Here is a 22,025-nt window from a genome sequence, read left to right as displayed (position 1 = left end):
AAACATACAAATATATGAATTTAACTAATCTAATACACATAAAATCTGGGAAAAGTATGTCCAGGTTCATATTAACTGCAGCTTTATCAACCTTTTGTCTGTTTACCTATGCCCAGCAACAACGGGTTAACTTGTCAGGAAACAATCTAACATTGAAAGCCGCATTCAAACAAATAGAACAACAAACAAAATTATTTGTGGATTATAAAGTCCAGGAAGTAAACGATTCCCGGATAATAAGAAATGTCCCAAGGGAAAATAATGTGAAAGCCGTACTGGAGCAATTACTCGATGGAACAGGATGTTCGGTTGTGTTTAAGAACGGGCATATCATTATTACCAAACAAACGGGACAGGCATCCGACAAAACAACTGTAGTAACCGGCGTGGTAAAAACAGAAAGTGGAGAACCGATAATCGGTGCCAACGTTGTAGAAAAAGGAACAACGAACGGAACAGTAACCGATATTAACGGAAAATACAGTCTGACAGTTCCTAAAGGAAGTGTTCTGCAGGTTTCTTACATCGGATACAATACGCAAGAATTATCATCCAATGGCAAATCCGTATTGAATATCGTCCTTAAAGAAGACCTTAAGGCTTTGGATGAAGTAGTCGTTGTTGGTTATGGAACTCAGAAAAAAGAAGTTGTAACTGCCGCCATCACTACTGTAAAATCAGACCAGATAGCAGTCAGCCCTTCTTCTGATGTAGCAGCAGGCCTTGCTGGACGTTTGTCGGGTGTGATTATCAATACCCGTTCCGGTGAAGTTGGAAACGAAAGTACTTCCATCTTTGTCCGCGGACGAAGCACATATGGAGGAAGCACAGAACCTTTATATGTAGTCGATGGTATTGCACGTACGGAAGAAGACGGGCTTCTCTCCCGGATAGACCCGAACGACATCGAGTCCATTTCCGTATTAAAAGATGCTTCCGCAGCCATCTACGGCTCACGTGCAGCAAACGGGGTTATCCTGATTACAACCAAACGAGGGGTAACAGGTATGAAGCCGACCATCAACATTACCTACAACCATTCTTTTGCACAGCCATCCCGGATTGTAAAAATGGCGGATGCAGCGACTTATGCTACAGCTCATAACTGGGCTAACCAGTCGAAAGGATTGGATCCAACCTACTCACCGGAAGAGATACAGAAGTTTGCCGATGGTTCAGACCCTTTGAATTATCCGAATACGGACTGGTACCGGACCGTACAAAAGACATGGACACACCAGGATAAGGCAAACATCTCCTTGCGTGGCGGTTCGGAAAAAGTGCAGTATTTTATGTCCGGTGGTATATTGAACCAGGGAACTCCGTTTAATAATGGTTTTACCTACAACCGCCAGTTTAATGTCCGTTCCAATCTGGATGCAAAGGTTAATAACTATATTAAAGTAGGTTTGGATATATCCGCCAAGAAACTTGACCGTGTATTACCGAGAGACGGTTCCGTAAACGGTGGTTCCATGTATTCCCATGTGGCACTGAACCTTCCGACCATTCTTGCCAAATATCCGGGAACAGACCTTGCTGCTCCGGCACGCGATGGGGATAACCCACTGGTTCAAACATCCGGAGAAGCAGGTTATACAAAGACCAATCGCTGGATATTAAACTCACAGGCAAATATCACGATCGACATCCCTTGGGTTAAGGGACTTTCTTTAAATGGTAGTTTTGCATACGATTATTATCACCAGAAATATAAACAATTCAAGAATGTTGCTTATGTGTATAATTACGACCAGGCTACAGATGTTTATTCCAAAGTAATTGTTCCAACCGTTACAAGCCCGTCTCTGACTGTAGAAGAAAAACGTACGGAAAGCATTACAGGCAATGTTCGTATTAACTACCGGAATACATTTGCCGAATTGCATACTTTGGACGGTTTCTTAGGATTTGAAGAAAATAAATTCAATTCCAATATGCTGAATGGATATCGGGGCAACTTCCCCAGCGGTGCATTGGATGAATTACCCTTCGGTGATAGCAACACACAAACGAATAGTGGCTCTTACAGCGAAACAGCCCGTTTAAACTATTTCGGTCGCTTGTTGTATGATTTCGACAACAAGTACATGCTACAATTCCAGTTCCGCTATGATGGTTCCCAGAATTTCCCGAAAGGAAACCGCTTCGGTTTCTTCCCTGGGGTTTCTGCCGGTTGGACCATCACCCGCGAAAAGTTTATGGAAAATGTAAACTGGCTGGATAACCTGAAATTGCGTGCCTCTTGGGGTATGATGGGGAATGATGCGGTTGCCGCCTATCAATATTTAGTGATGTACGGTTTGGCATCGGGTGCCGTGTTCAACGGTTCGCAAGCCTCCGGCCTATATCAGAAAGGTACGCCGAATCCTAATATCACTTGGGAAACAGCCACTTCATATGATGTCGGTTTGGAAGCCCGTTTCTTAGGCGGACGTTTAGGATTTGAAGTAGACTGGTTCAAATCACGCCGTGAAGATATCCTGGCTAAGCGTAATGCTTCCGTTCCTGCTTTTACAGGTTTATCGTTGCCGGATGAAAATATAGGTATTGCAGAGAATAATGGTTTTGAATTTATGATTAATCATCAGAATACCATTAAGAAAGATTTCTCCTACTCTATTTCCGGAAACTTCACACTGGCAAAGAATAAAGTTGTATTCTCCGATGAAGTGCCGATGGCTGAAGAATATCAGAAATCAGAAGGACATCCTATTGGCAGTTCCTTACGATACAAAGCAATCGGTATTTATAGTGAAGCGGATATTAATGACCCAAGCGTACCGAAACGTCCGGGAACTATGGCTGGCGACATTAAGATATGGGATGCAAACGGTGACGGAGATATTACTTCTTTAGACCAGATCAGACAGGATTTGACGGATATTCCACAAATTGTTTATGGTTTAAACCTTGGCTTTACATGGAAACAGTTTGACATTGCTTTGATGTTCCAGGGACAAGCCAGAGTAATTAATACGATTAATGATGCTTGGGTGGATCCATCATCCGGTGGAGCCGGCAACTTAATGGAATGGTGGACTGAAGATATGTGGACTCCGGAAAATCCGAACGGAACAAAACCACGTTTAGGAACTCCCAACCGTATAGGTGGTACAACATTTACAAATATTAACGCAGCATTCTTTAAATTGAAAAACGCAGAAATCGGTTATACGCTGCCAAACACGGTTAAGAGCAAATTAGGCGTAGAGAATGCCCGCATTTATATAAGCGGAACAAACTTATTCTCTTTGGACCACATGCATAACATGGGTATCGACCCGGAAGCCACCGGTGCCGGTTATGGCGGTTGGGCGTTGAACCCGCAACGATTGATTAACTTAGGTATAAACATATCATTCTAAAGGAATTACATTATGAAGAAATTATATATAGGATTTGCATGTTCAATGATGTTTCTGGCATCTTGCAGCGATGTATTGGATATAACTCCGACAGATAGTTACTCCGACCCTGTTCTATGGCAGGACCAGAATCTGATTAAAATGTTCGTGAACGACCAATATAATACATTGGGGAATACAGGAAACTTTTTCTTCCTGCCATTCTTTACCGACGAAGTTTATCAAAAATATAATGACGGAGGTTGCAATAATATACGGGAGAATATCCTGACTTCGGATAATATAGGCGGTGTAAATGATATCCTGCATTTCTGGAACACCGGATATAGCTATCTCCGTAATATCAATACCTACTTTAAGAATATCGAAACCTCGGAAGTGCCGGACGATTTCAAAAAAGAAATGACGGCAGAAATCAAGTTTCTCCGGGCTTATACCTATGCCAAGCTGATTTGGGCATACGGAGGCGTTCCGATTGTTGAAGAAGCATATAGTATCGATAGCGACTGGTCGCAGGTAAAACGGAATACTTATGACGAATGCGTCACTTATATTCTAAAAGATTTGAAGGATGTAATCGAAACATTACCCGACCGGCCGAACGAGCGGAACCGGGCAAGTGCCAATGCCGCCCGTGCATTAAAAGCCAGAGTCCTGCTTTATTATGCCAGCCCGTTAAACAATCCGAACAACGATAAGGACCGATGGCAGCAAGCATCCGATGCAGCAAAAGAATTATTCGACAAGGGATATGAATTGTGCGACGATTACCGGAAAATGTTTCTGGATGCCGGAAACAGCGAATATATATTCGCCCGTGAGTTCAGTGAAACCTACAGCCACGTACGGGATGCCTATTTTGCTTCACCTGCCGATGGTGGCCGTGGTTGGGGTACGCCTTCCCAAAATATCGTGGATGCGTATGAAACAACCGATGGAGAGATTCCGGTATTGAATAGCACAACAGGCGAAGTAAATCCAAATTCAATCTATGACCCGGCAAATCCTTACAAGAACAGGGACCCGCGTTTCTATGATTGCATTTACTACAACGGTTCCAAGTCTATTGATGGACGTATCATCGAAACCTTCCAGAAAGGTGCGGATATGCTGACACAGGATATGACAATGACAAGTTATTACATGAGGAAATTTCAGGACGAATCCTTAGGCACTTATTCTTTCAATTATCACTACACAACCCCTCACCCCTATTTCCGTTTGGCTGAAATGTACCTGAATTATGCTGAAGCGGAATATCATTTGGGACATGAAGATGTGGCACGTGAATATGTAAACAAAGTAAGAAGCCGTAAAAGTGTCGATATGCCGGACATTGAAGATACAGGAGAGAACCTGCTGAAACGGATTTACCATGAACGGCAAATAGAACTGGCATTTGAAGGACACCGTTATTTTGACTTACGTCGTTGGAAAATTGCGGATAATACTCCGATAATCGGAACAATTATTGAAAAAGAAGGTAATGCATATTCGTACAAACGTTATACTTTATCATTAACTTCGCGCGAGAAAGAATGGAAAGACGCATTTTACCTGTTGCCTATCCATTATTCCGAAATACAGAAAAGTAACAAGAGCCTGGAACAAAACCCGGGATATAATTAATTATAATACTTAAATAATGAGAAAACGCAATCAAGAAATTGTAGCGGGAATACTCTTTCTATTAATAGGATGTGGGGCTTGCAGCTCCACATCTGATAATCAAAAAGAGTGGAAAACCAACTTCGCAAGCCCGCCCAACAAGTATCGGCCACAACCTTTCTGGCATATCAACGGAGAGTTGACCAAGGAAGGAATTTATGAACAAATAACAGATGCTTACCGGAAAGACGGCTTCGGCGGAGTGGCTATATTGCCGTTAACCCCCGCTCAGATGTGGGGAGGTACAGGTATCTGCCCCGGAACAACGCCCGAATATCTGTCCGACGAATATTTCGACCGGTACCGGGATATCCTTGAATGTTCGCATCAACTGGGAACAGAAGTGATTTTATATGATGATGTGGATTTTCCCAGTGGAGTGATGGGCGGCAAACTAACGAAAGAATACCCGCAATATACCCAGAAAAGATTGTCCAAGCAGGAAAAAGACATTTCCGGTCCTATGGCTGTGAAGATGAAGGTACCGGTTAAAGACCTTTTCATGGGAGCGGTTGCCATGGATATGGAAACATTGGAACGCATTGATTTAACAGACAATGTACACAATGGCATGCTACAATGGAATGCCCCTTCAGGAAAATGGAAAATCATGTCTTTCTATCTGGAATATAATGTAGATTCCCGCCTGGATTATATGGACCCTGAAGCAATCGACCATTTCATCTCCATGACGTACGAACAATATGCAGCCCGCTTCAAGGACTATTTTGGGAATACGGTAAGAAGGACTTTCTTTGATGATGTTGGGTATCTGGGCAACTCCCGTTTCTGGAACCAGGCTCTGACACAAAACTTCGAGAAACGTTACAATAAAAAGGCTGTCCTCTATTATCCGGCTTTATGGTATAATATAGGTGAAGAAACAGAAGCCACCCGTGTCGCATTCTATGGTTTACGTGCTGAAATGGTAGGCGAAGGCTATCCGAAGAAAGTAGCGGAATGGAGTACACAGCACGGGCTGTTGAGCATGGGGCACCCACCTGGAAATTATGAACCGACAACCGTCGACATGTATGGCGATCCCTTTAAGTATTACCGTCATACCCCTGTACCCCTAATGGATGCGATTCACGGATACCCTTATGGTCGCCCAGGATTCAAATTGATTAGTTCTGCCGCCGATGTACACGACCGTCCGAATGTAGCCGTAGAAATCTATGGTAATTATATTGCAGAAATGGACTCGTTTATGTTGTATCGCGGAGCTATGGAAGTAATGGTTCGCGGTGTAAACTTCCTTGTTCCTCATGGCATGTGGTATAATCCGGATATTGTAAAAATTCCGCCGTTGATTGCCCACTACAGTAAGTTACTTGGCCCGGCTTTACACCACTACAGCGATTATGTAGGCCGTTCGGTATCTTTGCTGGAAGGAGGAAACCGGGTTGCGGATATAGCACTCCTCTACCCGATCGAATCATTGGAAGCCTGGTACGAACAGGATAATCCCAACCGTCCGACCATCGGCAAAGATGTACCTCCCTATACCGATTACAACCGGATTGGAGATATGTTGACCGGACAGATACGACAGGACTTTACCTTTGTCCATCCGGAAGAGCTGCAAAAAGACAAATACCGGATACAAGATGGTAAAATCTTCCTGGATACGAAACAGACACATCAGGCTTATAAACTACTGATTATGCCGGCAGCCAAAGTACTTTCCGTAGAAACACTAAAGAAAATCCAGGCATATTATAATGCCGGCGGAAAAATATTGGCTACCCATTTACTACCATCCAAATCGTCCGAGTTCGGAAGGGATGAAGAAGTCGTTACCATTATCCGGCAAATTTTCAATATCGACCCGGTGGGAAATATGCCGCAGGAAAGTACTTCAACCCGGAATGACAAAGGAGGGGAAGCTATCTTCCTGCCATTGGCGGAAAAAGATGCATTAGCAGAAGCTATTGCAGCCCTACTCCCCGATCCGGATGTAAAAATCGATGCAGTAGAAGCCCTGAATCAACCGGATGCTTTAACCCGTCCGCTTTTGGGAGTAAATGAGTACCGGAATCTTCCGTCCGAGAAGTTGGGACAGTTATCCTATATCCATAAACAAAAAGACGGGAAGGATATTTATCTGTTCGCAAACTCTACAGACAAAGCGGTAAACACATGGGTTACTCTGAAAGGTGATTTGAAGCTGGAATGCTGGAACCCGCATACCGGAATGATTGAAAAATGGAAAAATGTCGAATACCTGAAAGACAATCAAGGTGAAACCTATACCAAAATAAATTTACAGTTGGCACCTGTAAGTTCTATATTTGCGGTATCCCAATAAAAAGGCAGGGAGATGTGCCGGAATATCCGTATTGGTTTCCGGCACATCTCCCTTTCTCCACATTACAAAATATCATCATTTCGCCCCATCAGTCAACACTTTATCACAATAATAGCCTTTCTGCTAACTCCATATTTTTACATAAAAGAGATTTCAGGAAGAATCAGGTCCTTTTTCATGTTAAAAAGCAGGCTTTTTATACTTGTCCGGGACCTTTTTTCACTTTCCCGGAGAGTAAATTCAATTAGTACCGGTACTAATTCCTACTATTTTTGCATATAAAAACACCTATATTTTAACTTTAAAACATATATGTTTTGAAATCGAAGCATATATGTTTCGTTTTTTGATGTTATTGAGCAGAAACGCAGTTCTGGAATGGTTATAAAACCAAACCGGACGCGAATATTAAATAGATTATTATTTTCCATAAAATACAACAATATGTTTAGACGCGGATCACGCGGAAAACGCGGATTAATACATGTATTATATTTCTTAATCCGCGTTTTCCGCGTGATCCGCGTCTAATAAATTAATTTCCGCGTCCAATTCAACAAGTAAGCTCTGCGCCATTTCCAACAACAAATAGACAAAACAAAACCTCACGAGAGTTGCGTATTTTCAAGACCTCCGGGAATTATCCCGTACAGGCGATATATGAATAGGGTATTTTATCATTTTGACAAAATTGGCCCTGTCTGCACTTGTTTGACATTTTTTGTTTCCGTCTTTTGAAGAAAAAGCATTATCTTGCCACGACAATGAAAACAGAATAAAACAAACCAAATAAAACAAGAGACAGGATGAAACATAAACTACAAATAAAGCCGGTAACTCTTAAATATATAGACCAGTACAATGAATTAATGCGGTATGTTTTCCAGGTCACAGACCGGGATTTGCAGGAAAGCGGATACCAGGACGGCGAACTTATCCGTTCGAAACGTCCCGTCTTGCAGGAAGCTGAAGTATTCGGATGGTTCACACCCGAAGATGAATTGATTTCGCAGATTTGTATTTATCCCTGTAAGGTAAATATACACGGCAAAATATTTGATATGGGAGGCGTCACCGGAGTCGGCACATACCCTGAATATGCAAATATGGGATTGATGAACGATCTGATTATAGAAGCTCTGAAAAAGATGCGCCAAGCCGGACAGTATGTTTCTTACCTTTTCCCCTATTCCATTCCCTATTACCGGCGTAAAGGCTGGGAGATTATCTCCGACCATATGACTTACTCATTTAAAGATACGCAACTACCCAAACATGTGAATGTTCCGGGATTTGTGGAAAGGCTGGATGTAACCGATGAAGACGTTAAACTCGTATACGACCGCTACGCCCATCAAATGCACGGAGCTCTTATCCGTAATAAAATAGAATGGGACGAATATTGGCGTTGGGAAAATGAGGATGAACGGACGGCAGCCGTCTATTATGATTCCGACAACCAACCTCAGGGTTGCCTGTTTTATTGGGTGGAAGGAGATATTTTCCATATTAAGGAAGCCTTTTACCTTACGCAGGAGGCAAAACATGGTTTATGGAACTTTGTAGGTGCTCATTTTTCTATGATTGATGAAGTACGGGGCGACAGCTATTTAAACGAACCTATAGCATTTGAATTGGAAGACAGCCATATTGTCGAAACAATAGAACCCTATTATATGGCACGGATTGTCGATGTTGCCGAATTTCTGAAGACTTATCCTTGGGATGATGAAATCAGGCCGTTTCATTTTATAGTTAAAGATACGACTGCCGAATGGAATAATGGTGTTTTCGGAGTCCGTCAAAATGTAAACAACGAAATCGAAGTGGTTAAGGACCCCATTGGAGATGCTGTAGAACTGGATATCCGTACACTTTCAACGATGCTGATGAGTTATAAATCGCCTGCCTATTTACATAAGACCGAACGTTTAAAAACGAATGCAAAAACATTACGCTTGCTGGAAAAACTTATTCCGACAAAGAAACCCTATTTCTCCGATTACTTTTAATCTGAGATATTTTTCTATAGTTTCTCAAAAGTTCCTTCCTTATGAGAAAAAATTCTCACCCCGATGAGAAAAAATTTCATCGGGGTGGAAGAAAGTTCTCATAATGATAAGAAAGATGTTTCTTTATTCGGTAATCTCTATATAATTACCTTCCGGGTCCAACACAACGCTCTCATAGCATCCGTCGCCTGTAGTACGCGGCTCCCCTTCTATTGTATATCCGTCTTTACGCAAACGTTCCGTCAGTTCGTTTACTTTTTCTTTACTGCCTACGGAGATGGACAAATGTGCCAGTCCTTTCAGTAGTCCTCTTTTTGCCGTATTATCTGCAACATCCGGCCTGTGCATTAACTCGATACGACAGTCTCCATCCTTGAATGCAAGGAAATATGAAGTGTAATTCTTTTTAGGGTTGAAATATTTCGAACCACAGGATACTTCAAAATAAGTCAGGTAAAATTGGCGTATTGCTTCTATATCGTCTACCCAGACGGCTAAATGTTCTATTCTCATACTATCAAAATCTTATTTTATTCCGCATTCTTTTTCAACCATTCCAGACGGCGTAAGTCCGGCAGGTGCTTTACCGTAAAATGTTCAAACTTTGCTTCAAACCCTTTTCCATCGGGACATGCAGCCATCAACCCTACCATAACCGGCGTATTATCCTGCAGATAGGCATTACGCATCATGGTGTAAGTCTTATCGTCATAAGAGTAAAATATTTCCACCGCATCCAGGCGTCTTACAGCTTTTATCCAGACATACGGAAGCGTCTTGTCCAGAGTTATCACACTCCAGTCGCTGGTTTTATGGGTGACAACCGTACTCAGGTTGAATTTTCCATCCACATACTCGATGCCTGCTTTAATATAATTTTCGTGGTCGATACGAAGCATCAACCCCATCTGGTCGAAACGGGCTTTGTAATCGCCGGTAATCTTCACCTTCGCTTCAAACTCCCCACCATATAGGGCATAATAGAAAGGTGCGTCATCCACTGTAAATCCGTAGTGGGATATCCGCCAGTAGTCGCTCTGGGGAGTCACAAACATGGAAAGTGTATTATCTTTTATTTCCCATTTCTCCGGTTCGTTAAACCAGTTCATTTTCTCTAAACTTTGCGACTTTACGGGCTGGGACAAAACAGTCATAAGCAACAGACCCGCCACAGGTATCAACTTTCTCATACAATATCGTTTTTTTAAATACATTATTTATCCGGTAAGCCCCTTTAAACATCAAAGAATAACCGGAAAAAATTACCTTTGCAAAGGTATAATCCCGTACATTAACTGGCAATACTGATTAATAACCATTTTGCATAAAAAAATGAATATCGTTTCTACTCTGAATGAAAAACTTTTAAAACAGCCATTTGAAGAGGATTTGCTTCAACCTGCCTTGCTGGCTAAACACCGGCAGACAGCATGCAGATATGCGGAAACGGAGAATTCCATTGCTGTCTTAAGCGACCTGAAGTCGAATAAAAGCTATATCTACAACGGCGGGCTTGCTACAGGATTAGGGCTTTCCACGGAAGAAAGTAAAGAAATCGATTCTATCTGGGAGGAAGAGATTTTCTCTAAAATCCACCCCGACGACCTTACGGAAAAGCATCTCCTGGAGCTACGTTTTTTTCATTTACTGAAGAAACTGCCTGTCTCCGAACGTTCCGATTATCACATTATAAGCAAGATACGTATGCTCGACCGTTCCGGACAGTATATACCGATTCATCACCGGACTTTTTATGTATGCAGTTCGCCCCGTGGTAATCTGTGGCTGGCCCTTTGCCTGTATAACTATTCTTACGAAAAGTCCGCTCATGAAACATACGAAGGAATCATTGTCAATTCCTCCACCGGAGATATTATCCAGCCGGACAAGCAGAAATGCAACGACATCCTCTCCGGCAGGGAAAAAGAAATACTCCGTCTGATCGAGGAGGGAAAGATTAGCAAGGAAATCGGAGATTTGTTGTCGATAAGCATAAATACGGTAAACAGGCATCGCCAGAATATACTGGAGAAACTGCATGTCAAAAATTCCTTCGAAGCATGTAGGATTGCCAAGTTGATGAATTTATTATAATATTACTACGTTCTATTTATACGTAAAAATGATTTATTATCTTTGAGGAGAAACAAAATCGGAACTTGTATGGAACTTATCCTCCCAACCCGGCAATATAGCCCCGAACCATTGGTACTGGACACTAAAATCCTGGTAGTAATAGGTGCAAACGGCTCTGGAAAAACTTCATTCGGCAAGGATTTGCAAAGACGTTATGATATAAGCATACGGATATCCGGAATGCACTCGCTTTTCATTTCCAGCAACGAAAACGAATTACCGCAAGAAGGAAACGAACTGACACGTTTGCAATCGATGATTGCGGAACGTATCTTCATGCCGCGTATGTCCGAATATGAGAAATTAATTCTCCGTTTGCAAACGGAAGAATTTGAAGCAGCGGTAAACTATAAGGAAGCTTGTAAGCAAAATCCGGAACTTCCTCCTCCTGTCACCCATATAGATCGTATACAAAAGATTTGGGAAAAGATGTTCCCGCATAACAGATTGGTACGTAAGTCCGGTTTTATTGAACTGGCATCGGTAAGCAAAGACAGCGATTCCTATACCGCCGGACGGATGAGTGACGGCGAGAAACTGGTATTTTACCTGATAGGTGCGGTGTTGTGTGCTCCCCCCGACTCTCTCCTGATTATCGAAGAGCCGGAAGTGTTGCTGCACGACTCCATCAAAAACCAGCTTTGGGATGATATAGAAGATATGCGTCCGGACTGTACATATGTATATCTTACGCACGACATCGATTTTTCTTCTTCACGTCGCGAAAGCAAACGCCTTTGGGTCCGTTCCTACGATGCGGATGCCAGAATATGGGACTACGAACTGATAGAGAGCCTGGAAGATTTCCCCGAAGAACTTTATATGGAAATTATCGGTAGCCGTAAACCGATTCTTTTCATCGAAGGGACTGATACCAATAGTATAGATAACCGGCTGTATCCGCTGATCTTTCCGGATTATATGGTTAAGCCGATGGGTGGTTGCCAGAAAGTAATAGAGACAACCAAAGCTTTCGCCCAGTTAAAAGATTTCCATACACTCGATTCGAAAGGAATCGTAGACCGCGACCGGCGCACACAGGGAGAAATTGATTATTTACGCGAACAGCATATCTATGTGCCGGATGTAGCCGAAGTGGAAAACCTATTACTGCTGGAACCTGTTATAAAAACAGTAGCACGCCGCTTGATGAGAGAGCCGGAAGCAGTGTTTAGCCAGGTGAAAGAAAATGTAATCAAACTATTCCTGAAAGATTTGGATAGCCAGGTTATCCTCCATGCCAAACACCGTGTACGGAAAAGACTGGAAACAACGGTGGACCGGAAAATTACTACAATGGAACAACTAAGAGAACATGTGGAAAGTATCCGTGAAAATGTGCACGTGGAAGAAATCTATAGCAAAATAAAAAAAGATTTCATACAATATGCAGAAACCGGCGATTATAAAAATATCCTTCGTGTATACAATCAGAAAGGTGTATTACCTCAATCCCGGTTATGTAACCTCTGCGGTATCAGCAACAAGGAAAGTTATCTGAATCTTATCCTTTCTATTTTAAAGGAGAATAAGGAAGATGCAGAAATTATCCGTGCCGCGATCAAGGAATCTTTAGGGACATAAAAGTGTTTAAAAATGCGGTAATGTCCGTAAAAAGTCGTTCTTTTGTATTTAAATTTTAAATAACTAATAGGATAATTCCTTTTTCTTATTAAGAATATGCGTACACCTACTCTTCAATATCTTTACCTGCAGAAGCCGGTAACAATGATAATCGTCATTTGTATTATTTCTGTTTTACCCTGGATTGGCTTAGGAGACTTTTCCACTAAAGGAGAACCCCGCGAAGCTGCGGTAGCTGTTTCAATGCTGGAAAGCGGTAACTGGGTATTGCCTCAGGTATATGCAAATGAATTTGCATATAAGCCACCGATGGCACATTGGCTGATGGCTGCTTTTTCTTATCCACAGGGATATGTATCGGAATTTACTTCCCGCCTGCCATCTGCACTTGCTTTTATCTCTCTGATTGGTTTTACATTAATCTTCTTCGGACGACGTCTGCGTTTCCAACAAGCATTTATAGCGACACTTCTGCTTATCACCTGCGTGGAGATACACCGCGCGGGAATGACAACACGGGTGGATATGTTGTTGACTGCTTTCATGGTAATCGGACTATACCAGTTATATCGATGGGAAGACCAACTGGAATTAAAAGGCGTGCCTATCATTATCCCTGCTTTATTGGGATGTGCAGTGCTTACCAAAGGTCCCGTTGGAGTGGTATTGCCACTGTTTGTATTTGGCGTATACCTGTTGATGTTGCGTAAATACTCTTTGCTGACAATATTTAAAGCATTGTTATATGCGGGGGTTTCATCCATGTTCCTGCCTCTTCTATGGTATGTTTCGGCATACAAGCAGGGAGGAGATGATTTCCTGAATGTAGTTTTAGCCGAAAACTTCGGACGCTTCTTTCACCTAAGCACACCGAATATCCAGTATGATTTGGGACATGAGAACGGTCCGTGGTTCAATCTGGTTACTTTAGCCGCCGGCTTTATTCCCTGGACAATATTTTTCTTTTTCTCTTTGTTCGGATTGAAATACCGCAAACCGGAGAAGTCGTTCAAACAGATCTTAAAAGATAGCTGGCACGGGATTCTTTCCATGGAAAAAGAAAAACTATTCAGTCTGGTAGCCGTTGTTTGTATTCTCTTCTTCTATTCAATACCGCTTAGCAAACGCAGTACATACCTGATGCCTGCTTACCCGTTTATCGCAGTCTTTTTATCTCAATATGCACTGTATATTACTGAATACCGGACTAAAGTAACCCGTGTGTTTGCCGCATTCCTTGCATCAGTAGTAGCAGTTGTTATGATTGGAATAATCCTGACAATGGCTGGTATCATCAATCCGGTAGTAATAGCCGGACAGTATACACAGAATGTGGAAGTTATTGAAGCCGTATCACACGTAGCCAATATGTTTACAGCTCCAAACGGACTGACAATTTGTATTCTGTTAATTCTGCTTCTTGCCTTGGGTACAGTGTATTATCAGATGTTCAAGAAAATCAATATCAAAATATTGTATGCAACCATTGCACTGACATTCTGTGTGAATCTTTTGATTGACGGAGTTATCATGCGTGGAATACGCCAAGGGGTTTCCTCCCGTCCTTTCGCAGAACAGGTAGTAAAAGATTTTCCTTTGAATGATTCGAACATGTATGTAATGAATAACCTTAAATATTACCGGAACTTATACGGACTGAATTTCTATATGGGCAACAAGTTCCATAATTTTGAGACAGACCAGCCGGAAGAAGGTTATTTGTTCATCTCGGAAAAGAATGTCGATACACTTATAGGCAACTATGGAGATACATATGCATTTGAGCTACTTACTGCTACTCCGAATGTTATCGGTGAGTTGAGTGCAAGAATCGTACTCTACAGTTTCTCCAAAGAAAAATAATACTATTTACGAATTTGAAATTAGACATTATAATGCAGGATATAAAACTGAAGACAGCCCTTTTTGATTTTGACGGTGTGATTGTTGATTCCGAACCTATCTATGATGTTTACTGGAACGAAGCCAGTGAACGGTATGGATTAAATATCAAAGATTTTGCATCCAGTATAAAAGGTACTACAATGCCTTACATATTGAAAAAATACTTTTCCCAGTTCTCAGAAGAGTTTAGACAGATGGTACTCCGGGAATCTATGGAATTTGATCAAATCATGCCTCTTCCTCCGGTAAAGGGAGCCTTGGAATTTCTGGAAACACTAAAAAAGAATGGTATTACCATTGGCTTGGTTACCAGCTCGGACAATGCAAAAGTACAACGGGCTTTCAATGTTCTGAACTTGCATAATATGTTTGATACGGTAGTTACAGCCGACCGTATTACCAGAGGTAAGCCGGATCCCATGTGCTATCAGTTGGCAGCCGCCGACCTGAATGTTTCACCTGAAGATTGTCTGGTTTTCGAAGATTCTTTTGCAGGTGTGGAAGCGGCAACTCTGGCGAAAATGCGTATAATCGGATTAAGTACGACCAATCCGGCAGAGGCGCTGGAAGATAAAGTATATAAGGTTATTCCCGATTTTTCCAACTCTACTTTTGAGGATTACAAACGGTGGTGTAAATAACAAATAGATTCCGGCTTATATCAGGCCGGGATATTTTTTATTTAAATATATGCGACCAGTCTTCTCTTGCCTGAGGCGTATAGGTACTCATCCCTAAACGTTCAGCAGTACGGCAATTCTGGCTTGCATCATCAATAAATAAGGTTTCTTCCGGATTAAGACCGGCATCTTTCAACACATATTCGAAAATATCGGCATTAGGCTTCAACATATGAAGCTGGTAGGAAAGATATACCTTATTAAAAAAGTCACTGGCATCGTGCCCCAGATAAGAGAAATAAGCGCGTTCGGACCATTCCCAATGAATTTGATTTGTATTACTCAATAAAAACGTATTGTAGCGATTCCGTAAATCAAGCAGCAGGTCCAGTTTATAATCGGGGACATCTTCCAACATGGCAATCCAGGCTCCATCTATCTGGTCATCTGTAAGATACTGCTGGGTCAGACTACGAATACCATCATAAAAAGCTTCCGGGGTAATCGTTCCCAATTCCAATTTCATGAAAAGGCCTTTATGCTGATAATTATTGACCAGTTTCTCACGTATATCCACACCCAAAGATTCGAAAGCTTCAATACAACGGAGACGTGCGAGATTAACTATTACCCCTCCAAGGTCGATAATCAAATTTTTAATGCCTTCCATAGTTTTTTCATTTTACAGGGTGTTTACGACGGCGGCGGTTATGCCGGTTCTTCTGCTTATACTCAACAATTCTACGATATACAATCCAGATAAACAAGACTCCGAAAACAGTGAAGATAAGCAATACGATTCCCGTATTCAAGTTATCACCTTTCACCCGGCTCCACATTTCCAGTACCTGTTCTGTTTTATCGCCAAAATCGCGAATCATAGCGCAACGTTCCACAACAGCCCGGTCCGGATACTGCACATGATTAATCGGGATACTTTTGGCTTCCGGTCCGAAGAAATAACTCAAATCGGAAAGCGTCGTAATAGTAGTATCCATCTTCGCTTCCAGAATCTCCGGAGTTGCAATGGCACTCACATAACCGATTGCATCCATATTCCGCAAAGCTATATCCGGTCTGCAAAGATAATCAATAAAATAACTGGCTGCCTTCACATTACGTGCAAATTTCGGGATAGCCCATCCATCGTACCAAATATTACTACCTTCTTTTGGAACATCATAGCCAAGGTCCACCCCTACCGCTTCCGCTTCCTGTATGGACCACATGGCGTCTCCGCTCCAGGTCAGGTTCAGCCAAGCCTTATTGCGGGTCATCATTTCTTTTCCGAAATCTGCTTCCCATCCGGCAATATTCGGTTTCAGTTTTTTGAGGTATTCTTCAGCAAGGGCTATTGCTTCCGGAGAGCTGTCGTTCATTAACTGCTCAACAGTAACAGTCCCATTCTCCAGCGATTCGGCATTTGCATAGATAATGGCTGTCCCGTAGGCATCCCGGTAACTGTCTTTCATTAATATACGTCCCTTGTTCTTCGGGTCCCAAAGACATTCCCAGCTTGTTACTTCCTCGTCGGAAATAAATTTTTTATTATAAAGTAAGCCGGCAGTTCCCCACATATAAGGCACGACATAGTCGTTCGTTTTTCTACCGTCATAACTCAATTTATCCAGTTGCTCCTGAATATAAGGAGATACATTCTTAATATAATCCGGTGTTTTTCCGAAATCACGGTTAATAGGCAACAGGAGGTTTTTCCTTAACATCCTCTCAATAATATATTCGGACGGACAGATCAGGTCGAAATCTTCATGCCCGAGTTCAACCTTAGTCAGCATGATTTCGTTAATATCGAATACCTGATAGATGATGCGTACATTCTCCCCGGTCTGTTCCTTATACCAAGCAGGGAATTCTTCAAGGATCGACTCGTCTATATAATCCCCCCAGTTATATATTTTCAATATCCGGCTACGTTCTTCTTCTGAATCCTTACAGGAAGAAAATAATCCGCAACAGGCAAGCAAAACTATGAATATATGAATCAGTCTGGTCTTCATTTCCTCTTTATAACTTGATTATGTCGTTGATTTGCCGGAACGTTTATTGATAACAATCAATAATACTAACACGGTAACAAAGATGATGGTTGAAAGCGGACGCAATTCCGGAGTTAATCCTCCCTTACGTGCATCAGCATAGATAAAGGTTGACAATGTTTCAAGCCCTTCATTGCCAATGGTGAAAATCGTAACGGCAAAATCATCGATAGATAATGTGAAAGCCAGAATGAAACCGCTGATCATTCCCGGACGGATTTCCGGAAAAATGACTTTACGCAATGCCTGAAAAGGAGTTGCCCCCAAATCCAGTGCCGCCTCATAGACATTCTGGTTCATTTTCTTTAAACGGGGCATGACGCTCAATACGACATACGGAGTACAAAACGTAATATGCGCCAGCACGACCGTTGTAAACCCTTGCGAAATACCGAAACTCACAAATAACAGGAATAATGACACACCAGTAATAATATCGGCATTCATCATCGGAATTGCATTTGCAAAATTCATCACCTGCCGGGTACGGGAACGCAAATTAAAAATGCCTATCGCCGCAATACTACCCAATATGGTAGATATGGTTGCAGCTATCATTGCAATAGTAAATGTATTCCACAAAGCACTTACCAGCGAACGGTGGGTTCCTCCGGCAAACAGTGAGCTATAAAGTTTTGTTGAAAATCCGGTCCAGTTACCCAATACCTTTGCCTCCGTAAACGAGAAAATCATAATAATCAATATCGGAGAGTAAAGAATTGCCAACAACAGCCAGAGGTATCCTTTTGCCAAAAGTTTCTTCATCATATCACCCCTCCTCCTTCATTTGAGGCACTGTCATCCTCATTCGTAAACAGGATGGTCACGCCTATCAGCAACAGCATGATTAAAGAAAGTGCCGCACCGTAATTCCACATACCGTTGTAGATACTTTCCTGTACGGTAGAACCGAACAGTTTTATATTATTCATTGTCAGAAGTTCCGCAATAGCGAAAGTGGAAACTGTCGGCATAAACACCATCACAATCCCACTCATGATTCCCGGCAACGACAAGGGAAGAATCGTTTTCATAAAAACCTGAAATGGATTTGCACCCAAATCCTGGGCTGCTTCTATCAAGCTCTGGTCCATTTTCTGCAAGGTATTATAAATAGGATAGATCATAAACGGCAGGAAGTTGTAAACCATACCGAATACCAAAGCATCCTCTCCCAACGGCAAGTTCAGAAAATCAAACAAAGCAACGGTAGCCAACGTACGGATCAGGATATTCACCCACATAGGCAGAATAAACAAAACAACCATTGTGCGGGAAACATTGAACTGTTTATGAGCCAGTATATAAGCAGCCGGATACCCCAATATCAGGCAGACCAATGTCGTGATAATCGCAATTCCGATAGAATAGACAAACGTATTGATTGCCTCCGGATGGACCATGAACTTCCGGAAATTAGCAAAAGTAAAGCTACCGTCGGCGTTCGTAAAAGCATAGAACACGATCAGCAACAAAGGCATCACCACAAAAATAAAAAGGAATAATGCATAAGGAATCGTCCAATTCCTCCGCCGCATGAAAAAAGCTGAAAACTTACTGATCACCACCTTCCTCCTTTATTATTTGAACAATTCGTATATTTTCAGGAGCAATGGTTATACCGACACGGTCCCCATCGTCCCAGACATCATTCGTATCCACATAGATATCTTCATCCCAATCGGATGAAACCGTCAAATGGTAATGATTGCCTTTATAAAGGATAAACTTCACCTCCCCGGTCAGGATACCGTCTTCTTCATCATCTTCCAGAATGACATGCTCGAAATTTACCTGGACCTGTACCGGAGCGCCTTCTTCAATATCCAGCGTCTCTTTACATTCGAATGTACTTCCTAAAAATTCCACATGGGTAGCATCTATCAACTTTCCTTCGAACGTATTGCAGATTCGTTCCTTCTTCATAACATGTATATCAAAAGGCTTAACCAGCAAACCGACCTCCTGTCCTACTTCAAAGCAATGATAATCCTGTACCATAAATTCATAATCCTCTTTCGTCTGCACCATCATTTCATAATGGACTCCTTTGAAAATAGAAGAAGTGATTGTTCCCGTAAGCATGGCAGCTTCGGATGGTTCGAATATGTATATATCTTCCGGGCGAATAACAACATCTACAGGAGCCTGTTCGCCAAAACCTTCGTCCACACATTCGAACTCATGCCCGGCAAAAAACACCTGTTTATCCTTAATCATCCTGCCATTCAGGATATTACTTTCTCCGATAAAGTCGGCAACAAAAGAATTGACCGGTTCATTATATATATCGGTAGGCGTACCTATCTGCTGGATTCTTCCTTCACTCATTACGACAATCGTATCACTAAGCGTAAGAGCTTCCTCCTGGTCGTGGGTTACGTAAACAAAAGTGATACCTAATGTTTTATGCATCACCTTCAATTCCATCTGCATATCCTTACGCATCTTCAGGTCGAGGGCGGCAAGCGGTTCATCCAACAAAAGGACTTCCGGTTCGTTTACAATGGCACGGGCTATCGCCACACGTTGCTGTTGTCCCCCGGAAAGGGAATCGACATCGCGGTATTCATAATCTGTAAGCCCTACCATTTTCAAAGCCTGCTTCACTTTCTTTTCAATAACTGCAACAGGGAGCTTCTTCAGTTTCAAACCGAAAGCTATATTATTGAAAACATTCAAATGGGGAAAGAGAGCATACTTTTGGAAAACTGTATTAACCGGACGCTTATGGGGAGGTGTCTGCGTTATATCTTTCCCCGCTATGGTTATTATACCTTCCGAAGCAGTCTGAAAGCCTGCAATCAATCGCAACAAGGTGGTTTTACCGCACCCTGAAGGTCCCAATATCGTTACAAACTCGCCCTTACGGACCAACAAATTCACATCATTCAGTACGGCTTTGTCGCCAAAATGTTTGGACACATGTTCCACCCCGATGATGCAGTCTGACTTTTGCATAGGCTATGCCTCTTTTATCGAAACAGATTAAACATACGAGCTTTTTAGTAAAAGCGGCACAAAGGTAGATAAATTAAAGGATATTTGCAGCATCTAATCGCCTGTAGAAGTATTAAACTACACTATAAATATCCTTTTTCCTTTAATTCACAAAAAGGCAAATTTGCCTCAAACATCGGGGATATTATCCATTTCCTTTGTCTTTCCTGGGTAATAGCAGATTCAAGAGGACTCCAAGCAAAGCCGACAATCCGATACCAGCCATAGTAAATCCTCCAAATTCAATCGCTGCTCCACCGATACCAAATGTCAGAATCAGGGATACGATAATCAAATTGCGCGTATCCCCCAGATTTGTCCGGTTATGGATAAGACTATTAATGCCGACTGCGGCAATCGTACCGAACAGCAACAACATAATCCCGCCCAGCACTGCCTGCGGTATACTTTTAAGTAAAGCACTGACTTTTCCAAATACAGAAAACACAATACCTGCTACGGCGGCTATACGGATTACCACCGGGTCGGTTATCTTTGTAAGTGAGATAGCTCCGGTTACCTCTGAATAGGTGGTCACGGGAGGACCTCCGATAAAGCCGGCGGCAACACAAGCCAAGCCATCCCCTAACATAGTCCGGTGAAGTCCGGGGTCTTTTACAAAATCTTTACCGGTGACTTCATTTATCGCATATACATCGCCTATATGTTCAATGATCGGAGCAATCGTGACCGGTATCATAAAAATAATAGCCTCCCATGATAACGCTGGCTTTACAAACTGGGGAAAAGCAAACCAGGGAGCCGCCATGACCGGTTCGAAATCGACCAAACCACATACGCTTGCCACTGCATAACCAACAACTATTCCACAAAAAATAGGGATAAGTTTCAACATACCTTTACCCAACAATGAAGCGAATATGGCTGTTAACAGTGCTACCAAAGCCAAACCCCAATTCTCCTTAGCCATATTGACCCCGGAACCTGCCAGCGACAAACCGATTAATATAATAACCGGTCCGATCACAACCGGTGGGAATAATGCCTTAATAAATCCGATACCTCTCAGTTTGATCAATAAACTCATAATCGCATAGACCGCACCTACGGCTACAAGTCCCGACATGGTCCCCGGTAACCCGTATAATTCCGTAGCCTTTACAATCGGTGCGACAAAAGCAAAACTGCTTCCCAGAAAAATAGGGACTTTACCTTTGGTCACCAGATGAAATAATAAGGTTCCTAACCCTGCTGTAAAGAGAGCCGTCGAAGGGTCCATGCCGACTAATAAAGGAACAAGCACCGTTGCCCCAAATGCAACAAAAAGAAACTGGACACCTACTACAGTCTTCTGTATAGGGCCCAGTGTTTTTTGGTTTTCCATTTAATAGGTATTTTAGGTA

16 protein-coding genes are annotated in these 22,025 nt (G+C 42.2%); 8 read left to right on the top strand and 8 right to left on the bottom strand.

What is annotated here, in order from left to right; translation table 11 throughout:
- The first annotated feature begins 56 nt into the window (after positions 1-56).
- The 4 genes from ACGE0T_RS08490 to ACGE0T_RS08475 all read left to right on the top strand — a co-directional run bounded on the left by ACGE0T_RS08490 (position 57) and on the right by ACGE0T_RS08475 (position 9,359).
- Complete coding sequence (locus ACGE0T_RS08490; protein ID WP_459190082.1) at positions 57-3,368, top strand: SusC/RagA family TonB-linked outer membrane protein; 3,312 nt, start codon at positions 57-59, stop codon at positions 3,366-3,368.
- Between the two features lie 12 nt (positions 3,369-3,380).
- Positions 3,381-4,997 (top strand): RagB/SusD family nutrient uptake outer membrane protein, encoded by a 1,617-nt coding sequence (locus tag ACGE0T_RS08485; protein WP_459190081.1) that lies wholly within the window; start codon positions 3,381-3,383, stop codon positions 4,995-4,997.
- Positions 4,998-5,013: 16 nt separating this feature from the next.
- Positions 5,014-7,347 carry a glycosyl hydrolase gene (locus ACGE0T_RS08480; protein WP_459190080.1) on the top strand — a complete coding sequence of 778 codons (2,334 nt, stop codon included), beginning with the start codon at positions 5,014-5,016 and terminating at the stop codon, positions 7,345-7,347.
- A gap of 806 nt (positions 7,348-8,153) precedes the next feature.
- On the top strand, positions 8,154-9,359 hold the full coding sequence (locus tag ACGE0T_RS08475) for a GNAT family N-acetyltransferase (RefSeq protein WP_459190079.1): 1,206 nt from the start codon (positions 8,154-8,156) through the stop codon (positions 9,357-9,359).
- A gap of 123 nt (positions 9,360-9,482) precedes the next feature.
- On the opposite strand, the gene ACGE0T_RS08470 is transcribed toward ACGE0T_RS08475, so the two are convergent.
- Both ACGE0T_RS08470 and ACGE0T_RS08465 read right to left on the bottom strand, forming a co-directional pair.
- Positions 9,483-9,872, bottom strand: a complete 390-nt coding sequence (locus ACGE0T_RS08470) for a VOC family protein (RefSeq protein ID WP_459190078.1) — start codon at positions 9,870-9,872, stop codon at positions 9,483-9,485.
- Between the two features lie 17 nt (positions 9,873-9,889).
- Positions 9,890-10,513, bottom strand: a complete 624-nt coding sequence (locus ACGE0T_RS08465; RefSeq protein WP_459190443.1) for a DUF1349 domain-containing protein — start codon at positions 10,511-10,513, stop codon at positions 9,890-9,892.
- 178 nt (positions 10,514-10,691) lie between these two features.
- Between ACGE0T_RS08465 and ACGE0T_RS08460 the strand changes: the two genes are divergently transcribed.
- The 4 genes from ACGE0T_RS08460 to ACGE0T_RS08445 all read left to right on the top strand — a co-directional run bounded on the left by ACGE0T_RS08460 (position 10,692) and on the right by ACGE0T_RS08445 (position 15,625).
- Positions 10,692-11,453 carry a response regulator transcription factor gene (locus tag ACGE0T_RS08460; protein WP_459190077.1) on the top strand — a complete coding sequence of 254 codons (762 nt, stop codon included), beginning with the start codon at positions 10,692-10,694 and terminating at the stop codon, positions 11,451-11,453.
- Positions 11,454-11,522: 69 nt separating this feature from the next.
- Positions 11,523-13,079 carry a DUF4435 domain-containing protein gene (locus ACGE0T_RS08455; protein WP_459190076.1) on the top strand — a complete coding sequence of 519 codons (1,557 nt, stop codon included), beginning with the start codon at positions 11,523-11,525 and terminating at the stop codon, positions 13,077-13,079.
- A 96-nt stretch (positions 13,080-13,175) separates the two neighbouring features.
- Positions 13,176-14,942 (top strand): ArnT family glycosyltransferase, encoded by a 1,767-nt coding sequence (locus ACGE0T_RS08450; protein WP_459190075.1) that lies wholly within the window; start codon positions 13,176-13,178, stop codon positions 14,940-14,942.
- A 32-nt stretch (positions 14,943-14,974) separates the two neighbouring features.
- The gene (locus ACGE0T_RS08445; RefSeq protein WP_459190442.1) at positions 14,975-15,625 is read left to right on the top strand and encodes an HAD family hydrolase; all 651 of its coding nucleotides are present in this window, start codon (positions 14,975-14,977) and stop codon (positions 15,623-15,625) included.
- 37 nt (positions 15,626-15,662) lie between these two features.
- Here ACGE0T_RS08445 and ACGE0T_RS08440 read toward each other — a convergent pair whose 3' ends face one another.
- The 6 genes from ACGE0T_RS08440 to ACGE0T_RS08415 form a co-directional block, all read right to left on the bottom strand.
- The gene (locus ACGE0T_RS08440; protein ID WP_459190074.1) at positions 15,663-16,274 is read right to left on the bottom strand and encodes an HAD family hydrolase; all 612 of its coding nucleotides are present in this window, start codon (positions 16,272-16,274) and stop codon (positions 15,663-15,665) included.
- 7 nt (positions 16,275-16,281) lie between these two features.
- Positions 16,282-17,622 carry an ABC transporter substrate-binding protein gene (locus tag ACGE0T_RS08435; RefSeq protein ID WP_459190073.1) on the bottom strand — a complete coding sequence of 447 codons (1,341 nt, stop codon included), beginning with the start codon at positions 17,620-17,622 and terminating at the stop codon, positions 16,282-16,284.
- Positions 17,623-17,640: 18 nt separating this feature from the next.
- The gene (locus ACGE0T_RS08430; protein WP_459190072.1) at positions 17,641-18,429 is read right to left on the bottom strand and encodes an ABC transporter permease; all 789 of its coding nucleotides are present in this window, start codon (positions 18,427-18,429) and stop codon (positions 17,641-17,643) included.
- Complete coding sequence (locus tag ACGE0T_RS08425; RefSeq protein WP_459190071.1) at positions 18,426-19,199, bottom strand: ABC transporter permease; 774 nt, start codon at positions 19,197-19,199, stop codon at positions 18,426-18,428. The genes ACGE0T_RS08430 and ACGE0T_RS08425 overlap by 4 nt, the downstream gene beginning before the upstream one ends.
- Before the next feature lie 16 nt (positions 19,200-19,215).
- Positions 19,216-20,622 carry a polyamine ABC transporter ATP-binding protein gene (locus tag ACGE0T_RS08420; RefSeq protein WP_459190070.1) on the bottom strand — a complete coding sequence of 469 codons (1,407 nt, stop codon included), beginning with the start codon at positions 20,620-20,622 and terminating at the stop codon, positions 19,216-19,218.
- Positions 20,623-20,806: 184 nt separating this feature from the next.
- Positions 20,807-22,006 (bottom strand): uracil-xanthine permease family protein, encoded by a 1,200-nt coding sequence (locus ACGE0T_RS08415; RefSeq protein WP_459190069.1) that lies wholly within the window; start codon positions 22,004-22,006, stop codon positions 20,807-20,809.
- Between the last annotated feature and the right edge of the window lie 19 nt (positions 22,007-22,025).

This window comes from Parabacteroides sp. APC149_11_2_Y6, from assembly GCF_054506995.1.
This window is presented reverse-complemented; position numbering and strand designations above follow the sequence as displayed.

Excerpts from the sequence above, each read along its gene's own strand:
- ACGE0T_RS08450 (WP_459190075.1), top strand. The coding sequence starts at position 13,176 with ATGCGTACACCTACTCTTCAATATCTTTACCTGCAGAAGCCGGTAACA.
- ACGE0T_RS08420 (WP_459190070.1), bottom strand. The coding sequence starts at position 20,622 with ATGCAAAAGTCAGACTGCATCATCGGGGTGGAACATGTGTCCAAACAT.
- ACGE0T_RS08490 (WP_459190082.1), top strand. The coding sequence starts at position 57 with ATGTCCAGGTTCATATTAACTGCAGCTTTATCAACCTTTTGTCTGTTT.
- ACGE0T_RS08435 (WP_459190073.1), bottom strand. The coding sequence starts at position 17,622 with ATGAAGACCAGACTGATTCATATATTCATAGTTTTGCTTGCCTGTTGC.
- ACGE0T_RS08430 (WP_459190072.1), bottom strand. The coding sequence starts at position 18,429 with ATGATGAAGAAACTTTTGGCAAAAGGATACCTCTGGCTGTTGTTGGCA.
- ACGE0T_RS08455 (WP_459190076.1), top strand. The coding sequence starts at position 11,523 with ATGGAACTTATCCTCCCAACCCGGCAATATAGCCCCGAACCATTGGTA.
- ACGE0T_RS08440 (WP_459190074.1), bottom strand. The coding sequence starts at position 16,274 with ATGGAAGGCATTAAAAATTTGATTATCGACCTTGGAGGGGTAATAGTT.
- ACGE0T_RS08415 (WP_459190069.1), bottom strand. The coding sequence starts at position 22,006 with ATGGAAAACCAAAAAACACTGGGCCCTATACAGAAGACTGTAGTAGGT.
- ACGE0T_RS08470 (WP_459190078.1), bottom strand. The coding sequence starts at position 9,872 with ATGAGAATAGAACATTTAGCCGTCTGGGTAGACGATATAGAAGCAATA.
- ACGE0T_RS08460 (WP_459190077.1), top strand. The coding sequence starts at position 10,692 with ATGAATATCGTTTCTACTCTGAATGAAAAACTTTTAAAACAGCCATTT.
- ACGE0T_RS08485 (WP_459190081.1), top strand. The coding sequence starts at position 3,381 with ATGAAGAAATTATATATAGGATTTGCATGTTCAATGATGTTTCTGGCA.
- ACGE0T_RS08475 (WP_459190079.1), top strand. The coding sequence starts at position 8,154 with ATGAAACATAAACTACAAATAAAGCCGGTAACTCTTAAATATATAGAC.
- ACGE0T_RS08480 (WP_459190080.1), top strand. The coding sequence starts at position 5,014 with ATGAGAAAACGCAATCAAGAAATTGTAGCGGGAATACTCTTTCTATTA.
- ACGE0T_RS08445 (WP_459190442.1), top strand. The coding sequence starts at position 14,975 with ATGCAGGATATAAAACTGAAGACAGCCCTTTTTGATTTTGACGGTGTG.
- ACGE0T_RS08425 (WP_459190071.1), bottom strand. The coding sequence starts at position 19,199 with ATGCGGCGGAGGAATTGGACGATTCCTTATGCATTATTCCTTTTTATT.
- ACGE0T_RS08465 (WP_459190443.1), bottom strand. The coding sequence starts at position 10,513 with ATGACTGTTTTGTCCCAGCCCGTAAAGTCGCAAAGTTTAGAGAAAATG.